Source organism: Arthrobacter sp. NPDC056727 (genome assembly GCF_042790555.1).
GTDB lineage: Bacteria > Actinomycetota > Actinomycetes > Actinomycetales > Micrococcaceae > Arthrobacter.
In genome coordinates this window covers 83394-92430 of sequence record NZ_JBHTZA010000020.1, presented here as the reverse complement: position 1 = coordinate 92430, position 9037 = coordinate 83394, and the positions used below count along the sequence as shown (strand labels likewise).

Here is a 9037-nt window from a genome sequence, read left to right as displayed (position 1 = left end):
CCGAAAAGGTGGGCGGCCGCCGTCGTGCATTTGACTGCCTTGAGCCGGTGGTGGGCCCACACCGGCGAGGGTCCCGAACCGAGCGTGCGAGGTTTGGGAGCCGGTGGGGACTAGCGGGCGGGGTACTGCCGCTCGGGCTCTCCTGTGTAGAGCTGGCGCGGACGGCCGATCTTGGTGTTGGGATCGTTGATCATTTCGCGCCACTGGGCAATCCAGCCCGGGAGGCGGCCGATGGCGAACAGTACCGTGAACATCTTTTCGGGGAAGCCCATGGCCTTGTAGATCAGGCCGGTATAGAAGTCCACGTTCGGGTACAGCTTGCGCTGGATGAAGTAGTCGTCATTCAGGGCTTTCTCTTCGAGCCGCAAAGCAATCTCGAGGAGTTCGTCATGGCCACCGAGCTTGCTGAGGATCTCGTGCGCAGTTGCCTTGACGATCTTGGCGCGCGGGTCGTAGTTCTTGTAGACCCGGTGGCCGAAGCCCATGAGGCGGACGCCGTCTTCCTTGTTCTTGACCTTCTCCATGTAGTCCTCGGGCTTGGTGCCGTCGGCCTGGATCTGGCGGAGCATCTTCAGCACCGCCTCGTTGGCGCCGCCGTGGGCGGGGCCAAAGAGGGCGTTGATGCCCGCGGACACGGAGGCGAAGAGGTTGGCGTTGGAGGAGCCCACGAGGCGCACCGTGGAGGTGGAGCAGTTCTGCTCGTGGTCCGCGTGCAGGATGAGGAGCAGGTCCAGCGCCTTGGCGACCACCGGGTCCACCTCGTACTGCTCGGCCGGCAGGCCGAAGCTCAGGCGCAGGAAGTTCTCCACGAGGTTCATGGAGTTGTCCGGGTACAGCATGGGCTGACCGATCGACTTCTTGTGCGCGTAGGCCGCGATAACCGGCAGCTTCGCCATCAGGCGGATGGTGGAAACCTCCACCTGCTCGTCGTTGAACGGGTCCAGCGAGTCCTGGTAGAACGTGGAGAGCGCGGATACGGCCGAGGACAGCACGGGCATCGGGTGCGCATCGCGGGGGAAGCCACCGAAGAAGCCCTTGAGCTCCTCGTGCAGCAGCGTGTGGCGGCGGATCTTCTGGTCGAATTCGTCCAGCTCTGCCGGGGTCGGGAGGTTGCCGTAGATCAGCAGGTACGAGACCTCCAGGAAGCTGGAGTGCTGGGCAAGCTGCTCGATCGGGTAACCGCGGTAGCGCAGGATGCCTGCGTCGCCGTCGATGTAGGTGATGGCCGACGTTGTTGCGGCCGTGTTCATGAAGCCGGGGTCAAAGGTAACGGCGCCGGTCTGCTTCAGTAGCTTGGAAACGTCGTAGCCTTCGTTTCCCTCAACAACCTTGATGCGCGGGAGCTCGAGCTCGCCGCCTGCGTGGCGCAAGATCGCACTGGTGGTCTCAGGTGCGCTGGTGGTCTCAGTCATGGAGTCCCCTTCATGAGGCGTCTGGCCTCTCTAGAAAGCTTGATCCAACATCAGGGTGAGCCGCGCGGGGTCCCGCACAGACGGGAAATCCAACGGCCTTGCCGCCTTCTTGTAGAAAGCCACCATTGATAGTCAGTTAAAAACTACCGCCACTTGCAGGTTGCCACTAAATCCGGGGCCGCCGGATTATCCCCAAAACAGGCCTATTGTGGCGCGAGTCACACCATTGTTACGGCATCCGCAGGGCCAGAAGTCGCCGCTTCGGGGGTCCTGCGCCCATAAGATGACGCCCGGAAGCCCGCCTAAGCCAGACGGGCCACCGCAGCATCGATCCGTTCGTCGGTTCCGGTGAGGGCCACGCGCACATAGCCGTGCCCCGCGTCGCCGTAGAACACACCCGGACCCACTACGATCCCCCGCTCCGCGAGGCGTGCAACCGTGTCCCAGGTGGCTTCGCCCGCCGTGCACCACAGGTACAGGCCGGCCGCTGATTCGTGCAGGGTCAGTCCGAACGCCTCAAGTGCGGGCAGGAGCCGCTCCCGGCGGCCGCGGTACAGGTCCTTCTGCGCCAGCACGTGCGCGTCGTCACCCAGGGCCACGCGCATTGCTTCCTGCACCGGGTACGGCACGATCATGCCGGCGTGCTTGCGGCTGTTGACGAGGTTGGCCATGAGGGCGGCGTCCCCGGCCACGAAGGCGGCCCGGTAGCCGGCCAGGTTGGACTGCTTGCTCAGCGAGTACACGGCGAGGAGCCCGTCGTGGGACGGTCCGGCCACGCGGGGGTCGAGGATGCTCGGAACAGCCTGCCCTCCGCGCTGCAGGTCCCACTCCCCCCAGCCCAGCTCGGCGTAGCACTCGTCCGATGCCACCAGCGCGCCGATTTCGCGGGCCTGGTCCACGATCTTCTTCAGTGACGCGGCGTCCCGGACGCTGCCGGTGGGGTTGCCCGGGGAGTTGACCCACACCAGCCGGACCCTGGCCCGGGTGGCCGCGTCGAGTTGGTCCAGGTCGTCAGCGGCCACGGCGGTGGCACCGGCGAACGTGGCCCCGATGTCGTAGGTGGGGTAGGCCACCGTGGGCCGCACCACGACGTCGCCGGGCTTGAGGCCCAGCAGGAACGGCAGCCACGCAACGAGTTCCTTGGAGCCCACGGTCGGCATGACGGCGCGGGGATCCAGGCCTTCCACACCGCGGCGGCGGGCGAACCACCCGGCGATCGCCTCCCGGAGCGCGGGGGTGCCGTGGACAGTGGGGTAACCCGGCGCGTCCGCGGCAGCCTTCAATGCGTCCTGGATGACCGGAGGGGTGGGGTCCACGGGCGTGCCGATGGACAGGTTGACCGCACCGCCGGGGTGCTCAGCCGCTTTGGCGAGGTACGGCGCCATCGCTTCCCACGGGTAGTCGGGCAGGCTTAGGCCGAAACCGCGCACAGCTGTAGTCACGAACGGTCCTCAGTGGTCCTGGTTCTGCGGCGGCAGAGCTGCAATCATCGGGTGGTCCTTGCCGGTGTTGCCCACCTTGGCGGCTCCGCCCGGCGAGCCGAGGTCATCAAAGAACTCGACGTTGGCCTTGTAGTAGTCGGCCCATTCCTCGGGGGTGTCGTCCTCGTAGTAGATGGCTTCCACCGGGCAGACGGGCTCGCATGCGCCGCAGTCGACGCACTCATCGGGATGGATATAGAGGGAGCGTTCGCCTTCGTAGATGCAATCGACGGGGCACTCCTCAATGCATGCCTTGTCCTTAACATCCACACACGGCTGCGCGATTACGTACGTCACGTCCCTTGCCTCTCCACGTTGATTCCCGGCCGCTGGCCGGTTGCTGCATCCGGCGTGCATGCCGGGCTGTCCATTTCAGAGCCTATTATCTCCCAGGCCTGTCCCGCCAACGAAGCGGGCGCGTCATACTCCGGACAGGTCATACGATGGACCGGTGAGTCTGACAACACCGACGCCCCGGCAGTTCCTGGCCACGGCCCCTGCCGGAACGCGCGTGGTGGTGCGCTACAGGATCGACGGCGGGTTTACGGACGCGCTGGGAGACCTCCTGGAGTGCACCGAAACTGGATGCACCGTGCGGACCCGGAGCTCCGACGTCGGCATTGCCCTTGACCGGGTGGTGGCCGCCAAGCAGGTGCCCCCGGCACCTCCCCGGCGGGGCCAGCGGCGAACGCCGCCGCCGGCCGGCTGAGCCGGAGCGGACCTATCCCCTGCCGCCGGCAGGGCCGTCATCCAGCACTTCGCTTTCCGGCACCCCGTCCTCCTGCACCTGGTCCGGAAGCGTGCGCATCGTCCGCAGGGGCGAAAACAGAACCGGCGCGGTGGCAAGGAAGCTTCCTGCGGCTCCGATCAGCATGGTGGGCACCAGGCCAATGTGCTCCCCCAGGTAACCCGAGGCCAAAGCCGCAAGCGGCATCACTCCCCACACGGCGAACCTGATGGACGCGTTCATGCGGCCAAGCAGCCGCGGCGGGCAAACCCGCTGGCGCATGGTGAGCTGCAGGATGTTGTAAACCAGGACGCTGAAGCCAAAACCGATTTCGGAGACCACCAGCAGCACCAGCGAGGCTGCGGGCTCGGAAACGACCCCGGCGAGCGGAACCAGCAGCACAAAGCCCGAGCTGGCCACGGCGCAGACGGGAATCACCGTGCCCTCGCCAATCCGGGCGGCGACGCGCGGGGCCAGGACAGCGCCCAGCAGCCCGCCCACGGCGCCTAAGGTCATGATCAGGCCCATGCCCTGCGGCCCCAGAGCGAGGTTGCGCAGCACCAGCACCGGCATCATTGTGTAGATCAGCATGCCGGAAAAGTTCATTCCGCCGGTGCAGGCCGCGATGCGGCTGATGAGCGGGTGCCGGACAACAAAGGAGAGCCCTTCCCGGATTTCGACACGAAGAGGGCGCCGGGCGGCCGCCGGCGCGCTTACCTCGGTGTCGCGGGTGCGGTTGAGGAACACCGCGGAGAGCAGGTAACCTGCCGCCTCCCCCACGAACAGCACGGGTGCCGACACAACCGCCAGCAGCGCGCCACCGGCAGCGGGTCCCCCGATGCGGGCTATCTGCGCCGTGGCCTCAAGTTTGGAGTTGGCCTCCCGCACGTGCTCGGACGGCACCAGCACCGGAACGTAGCTCTGGTACGCGACATCGAAGAACACCGTGGCCGTCCCCACGATCGCCGCAACGGCATAGAGGTGCCAGATTTCCAGGCTGCCGCTCCACCACAGGAGCGGCACTGCGGCCATGGCGGCCATCCGGAGCAGATCGGCGGTGGTCATGGTCCTGCGCTTCAGCCAGCGGTCCACCCAGGCCCCGGCCGGCAGCCCGACGGCCAGGAACGCCGCCAGGCCCGCCGCGTTCAGCACGCCCACCTCGAACTCGGAGGCGTGGAGCAGGGTGACGGCCAGGACGGGCAACGCCAGCTGCCCCAGCTGCGCGCCGAACTGCCCCAGGGCCTGGCCGGCCCAGAAGGTGGTGAAGTTACGGTCCCGCCACAGCGACGTTTTTGCCGGGTCCGCGGCTGTCGATTCGGCAGTCACGGCTTTAGTTTCGGTGGGCGATTGACATATGTCAATCACTTATTGCTCGTTACACTTGCGTCTATGGAACTCCCGCAGGGCAGCGGCGATGCAGACCTCGTGGCCAAGGGCCGCGCCCTGAGTTCGCCGCTGCGGCTGAGGATTCTGCGGCTTTGCCTGCACCAGTCACGGACCAACAAGGAGATTGCCGAACTGCTCGGCCTGAATCCCGCGTCCAGCCTGCATCACGTCCGGACGCTGGTACGGACCGGATTCCTGCTTCCGGAGGAGCGGCGGAAGGGCCGCCGCGGGGCCACGGAAGTGCCCTACATCGCCAGCCGCAAGTCCTTGAGCACTCCCGTGGACAATGTGGCGCCCGTCCTCATTGAGACATTCCTCCAGGAGACCCGGGACCTGCCGCCGGAAGACATTGAGGTGTGGCGGCTTGGGGTCAAGTTCAACGCCGCCCGGCGGGACGAAATGCTGGGCAAGCTGCGCGCCGTCGTTGAGGAATATATGGCGCTCCCCCCGGACGACGACGGCGAGGCCACCTCGCTGATGATCGCCCACCACCGGGACCCGACGGCGGATTAGCGGCGGGAGCGCCGCCGGCTGGCGCGGCAGCGCCGTCGACTAAGCACGGTACCGCCGGCACCAGGCCAGCATCACGACGGTCACCACCACGATCCCGTAGACCCAGATACCCCCGGCCAGGTCGCCTGCGATCAGCCGTTTGCCGGGTTCCATCCCGGACCACCAGCCGGCCAGGGCGTAACAGAGCCCGCCGCACACCGCCGTCGGAACCAGCGTCCGGAACGCCGCCCCGAGGAACAACTGGAGCGACGCCAGGAGCAGCAATGCCGCGACGGCGCCCAGCGGCAGCGCGGCACCGGTAGCCGCGAGGCCGGCGGCTCCCAGCTCCTGGCGGTGCAGTGCGGTTCCGGCCAGGGCTGCAAAAAGAGCTGCCGGCACGGCGGCGGCCAGGCCGCCTGCCATGCCGGCAGCTTTTCTGTTCATGTGCAGTTACCTGCGGGAGGTGCCGTTACGCCTTCGCGCGGGCGCGGTTGGCCTTGGCACGCTCGTTGGAGTCGAGGATGACCTTGCGGATGCGGATGTCCTCCGGCGTGACCTCGACGCACTCGTCTTCGCGGGCGAATTCGAGGGACTCTTCGAGGGTCAGCTCGCGCGGCGGCGTGAGGTTCTCGAAGCTGTCGGAGGAAGCCGCACGCATGTTGGTGAGCTTCTTTTCCTTCGTGATGTTCACGTCCATGTCGTCCGCGCGGGAGTTTTCGCCCACGATCATGCCTTCGTAGACCTCGGAGGTCGGCTTGACGAAGAAGGAACCGCGTTCCTGCAGGTTGATCATGGCGAACGGGGTCACCACACCGGCGCGGTCGGCCACCATGGAACCGTTGGTGCGGTATTCGATCGGGCCGGCCCAGGGCTCGTAGCCCTCGGCGATGGAAGCTGCGATGCCGGCGCCGCGGGTGTCCGTGAGGAACTTGGTGCGGAAACCGATCAGGCCACGGGCGGGAACGATGAATTCCATGCGGCACCAGCCGGTGCCGTGGTTGGCCATGTTGGTCATGCGGCCCTTGCGGGCAGCCATGAGCTGGGTGACGGCGCCCAGGTACTCTTCGGGCACGTCGATGGTCATGTGCTCCATCGGCTCGTTGACCTTGCCGTCGATGGTCTTGGTGACCACCTGGGGCTTGCCGACGGTGAGCTCGAAGCCTTCACGCCGCATCTGCTCCACGAGGATGGCCAGCGCGAGCTCGCCGCGGCCCTGGACTTCCCAGGCATCCGGACGCTCGGTGGGGAGAACCTTGATGGAGACGTTACCGATCAGTTCCTTGTCCAGGCGGTCCTTCACCTGGCGGGCGGTGACCTTGGCGCCCTTGACCTTGCCGGCCAGCGGCGAGGTGTTGATACCGATGGTCATCGAGATCGCGGGATCGTCAACGGTGATCAGGGGCAGCGGCTGCGGGTTCTCGACGTCGGTCAGCGTCTCACCGATGGTGATTTCCTCGATGCCGGCGACGGCGACGATCTCGCCCGGACCGGCGGATTCGGCCGGAACGCGCTCGAGTGCCTTGGTGGCGAGGAGTTCGGTGATCTTGACGGTCTTGAGCTCACCGTTGGCGCGGGCCCAGGCAACCTGCTGGCCCTTGCGCAGGGTGCCGTTGTAGATGCGCAGCAGGGCGAGGCGGCCCAGGAACGGGGAGGCGTCCAGGTTGGTGACGTGGGCCTGCAGGACACCTTCGGGGTTGTAGGTCGGAGCGGGGATGTGCTCGATGATCGCGCTGAAGAGCGGCTCGAGGTCCTCGTTCTCCGGGGCGGCGCCGTCGGCCGGCTGCTCGAGGGACGCGCGGCCTACCTTTGCGGCGGCGTAAACGACCGGGACGTTGAGGATCTTGTCCAGGTCAAGGTCCGGAACCTCATCGGCAAGGTCGGAGGCCAGGCCCAGGAGCAGGTCCATGGACTCGTGGACAACCTCTTCGATGCGGGCGTCGGGGCGGTCGGTCTTGTTGACCAGGAGAATCACCGGCAGGTGCGCGGCGAGGGCCTTGCGGAGGACGAAGCGGGTCTGGGGCAGCGGGCCCTCAGAGGCGTCCACGAGGAGAACGACGCCGTCCACCATGGACAGCCCGCGCTCCACTTCGCCGCCGAAGTCGGCGTGGCCGGGGGTGTCGATGACGTTGATGGTGATGGTTTCGCCGTTGGAGGACGGTCCATTGTATGCCACCGTGGTGTTCTTGGCCAGGATGGTGATGCCCTTTTCGCGCTCCAGGTCACCGGAGTCCATGACGCGGTCTTCGAGGTGGTTGTGCTCGGCAAAGGAGTTGGTCTGCTTGAGCATGGCGTCCACAAGGGTGGTCTTGCCGTGGTCAACGTGGGCCACAATCGCGACGTTGCGCAGGTCACTGCGAACTGCAGTTGCTACCGCGGTGTTGGTGGTGGTTTCAGACATGCGTTATTGCTCGATTCAGTGGTGAAGTCAGCTGTTGTATCGCGACATTTCCAACCGGAACGCACGACGGATCAGACCCTTAACACAGGGCACCTACTGCCAGTCTAAACGCTGTGCCATTTATTGGCCTAAATCGGGCATCTTCCTCCGCCCCCGCCCCGTTACCAAATCGTGAGTCCAACAGGGTGTCACGTGAGCAAAATCACTGGATTTTCCGTAAGTGATCCACCACTATTGCTAGACCACTTACGAACAGGCCAGGAGTCCACGGATGTTACAAGCCTCGACGCGGGCCCTCCTGATTGGTCCGGTCATTGCCGCCAGCGTATTTTTGACGGGCTGCGGCGCCGCGATGGAACCGGCGCCCGGTGCCGGATCGGCGGCGCCGGCAGCCCCGCGTGCCGCCGCCCCGGTGGCCGCCCCGGGTGAAGCCGTGGCCGCCGGCTCCGCCGTCGTTAGCGACCTGGGGGCCGCCGTCGACCCCTCCCGCCTTCCGGCCGGCGCGCTGTACCGCAACCCGGCCAACGGGCGGGACGAGGTGATCGTGGGCAACATCGCCCACACCGCGCTGCTGATCGGCGACTCGCAGTCGGAGCCGCAGGCAAGCTGGCCGCGGCGGGCCCTCGCCGTACTGGGTTACGACGTCTTCTTCTGCGGCAAGGGCGGCACCGGCTTCGTCGCCTCCAACGGCACCACCGGCAACTACGTCGATGCCCTGCAGCGCGGCGACTGGCATCTCCCCTACGGCTTCCCGCCGCTGGTGCTCATCGAGGGCGGCGGAAACGATGCCAAGCAGGGCGCCAGCAACGAACAGATCAAAGCCAACGCTGACCGGCTCATTACGACGATCAAGCAGCGGTACCCGGGCGCGAAGCTGGCGATGGTGGGAACGCTGGGCAAGGGCCGGGAGCATGGCGGCGCCCGGCGTGCCGAGGTGGACGCCCTCCTGGGGACCGTCGCCGCGGACCACAGCATTCCGTTCGTCGGCGTCGGCGACTGGCTCACCCGCTACGGGCTGGCGGGGCAGCTCAAGGACAGCGTCCACATGAACAGCGACGGCCACCGCGCACTGGGCGCGCTGCTGGGTGACAGGCTGGCGCAGCTTGGGCTGGCCCTGTCCTAGCCATCACTGGGGACTTTG

General features: G+C 66.6%; 9 protein-coding genes. 3 read left to right on the top strand and 6 right to left on the bottom strand.

Features of this window, described 5'->3' with window-relative positions; translation table 11 throughout:
- Nucleotides 1-110: 110 nt before the first annotated feature.
- The 3 genes from ACFRAH_RS18405 to fdxA all read right to left on the bottom strand — a co-directional run bounded on the left by ACFRAH_RS18405 (nucleotide 111) and on the right by fdxA (nucleotide 3190).
- Nucleotides 111-1412 carry a citrate synthase gene (locus ACFRAH_RS18405; RefSeq protein WP_377992344.1) on the bottom strand — a complete coding sequence of 434 codons (1302 nt, stop codon included), beginning with the start codon at nucleotides 1410-1412 and terminating at the stop codon, nucleotides 111-113.
- A 302-nt stretch (nucleotides 1413-1714) separates the two neighbouring features.
- Nucleotides 1715-2854 (bottom strand): succinyldiaminopimelate transaminase, encoded by a 1140-nt coding sequence (dapC, locus tag ACFRAH_RS18400; protein ID WP_377992343.1) that lies wholly within the window; start codon nucleotides 2852-2854, stop codon nucleotides 1715-1717.
- A gap of 9 nt (nucleotides 2855-2863) precedes the next feature.
- Nucleotides 2864-3190, bottom strand: a complete 327-nt coding sequence (gene fdxA / locus ACFRAH_RS18395) for a ferredoxin (protein WP_026265673.1) — start codon at nucleotides 3188-3190, stop codon at nucleotides 2864-2866.
- 154 nt (nucleotides 3191-3344) lie between these two features.
- Here fdxA and ACFRAH_RS18390 point away from each other — a divergent pair, with 154 nt between their 5' ends.
- Nucleotides 3345-3602: a hypothetical protein gene (locus ACFRAH_RS18390; protein WP_377992342.1), complete on the top strand. Its 258-nt coding sequence runs from the start codon at nucleotides 3345-3347 to the stop codon at nucleotides 3600-3602.
- A 12-nt stretch (nucleotides 3603-3614) separates the two neighbouring features.
- Here the strand turns inward: ACFRAH_RS18390 and ACFRAH_RS18385 are convergent, their stop codons facing one another.
- A complete protein-coding gene (locus ACFRAH_RS18385) occupies nucleotides 3615-4946 on the bottom strand; it encodes an MFS transporter (protein ID WP_377992341.1) in 1332 nt (443 codons plus the stop codon).
- 63 nt (nucleotides 4947-5009) lie between these two features.
- On the opposite strand from ACFRAH_RS18385, the gene ACFRAH_RS18380 reads away from it, so the two are divergent.
- A complete protein-coding gene (locus ACFRAH_RS18380; protein WP_377992340.1) occupies nucleotides 5010-5519 on the top strand; it encodes a helix-turn-helix domain-containing protein in 510 nt (169 codons plus the stop codon).
- A gap of 39 nt (nucleotides 5520-5558) precedes the next feature.
- Here ACFRAH_RS18380 and ACFRAH_RS18375 read toward each other — a convergent pair whose 3' ends face one another.
- Together ACFRAH_RS18375 and typA are read right to left on the bottom strand one after the other, a co-directional pair.
- Nucleotides 5559-5942 (bottom strand): hypothetical protein, encoded by a 384-nt coding sequence (locus ACFRAH_RS18375; RefSeq protein WP_377992339.1) that lies wholly within the window; start codon nucleotides 5940-5942, stop codon nucleotides 5559-5561.
- Nucleotides 5943-5967: 25 nt separating this feature from the next.
- Nucleotides 5968-7896 carry a translational GTPase TypA gene (gene typA, locus ACFRAH_RS18370; protein WP_377992338.1) on the bottom strand — a complete coding sequence of 643 codons (1929 nt, stop codon included), beginning with the start codon at nucleotides 7894-7896 and terminating at the stop codon, nucleotides 5968-5970.
- Nucleotides 7897-8167: 271 nt separating this feature from the next.
- On the opposite strand from typA, the gene ACFRAH_RS18365 reads away from it, so the two are divergent.
- Nucleotides 8168-9019, top strand: a complete 852-nt coding sequence (locus tag ACFRAH_RS18365) for an SGNH/GDSL hydrolase family protein (RefSeq protein WP_377992337.1) — start codon at nucleotides 8168-8170, stop codon at nucleotides 9017-9019.
- The last annotated feature ends 18 nt before the right edge of the window (nucleotides 9020-9037 follow it).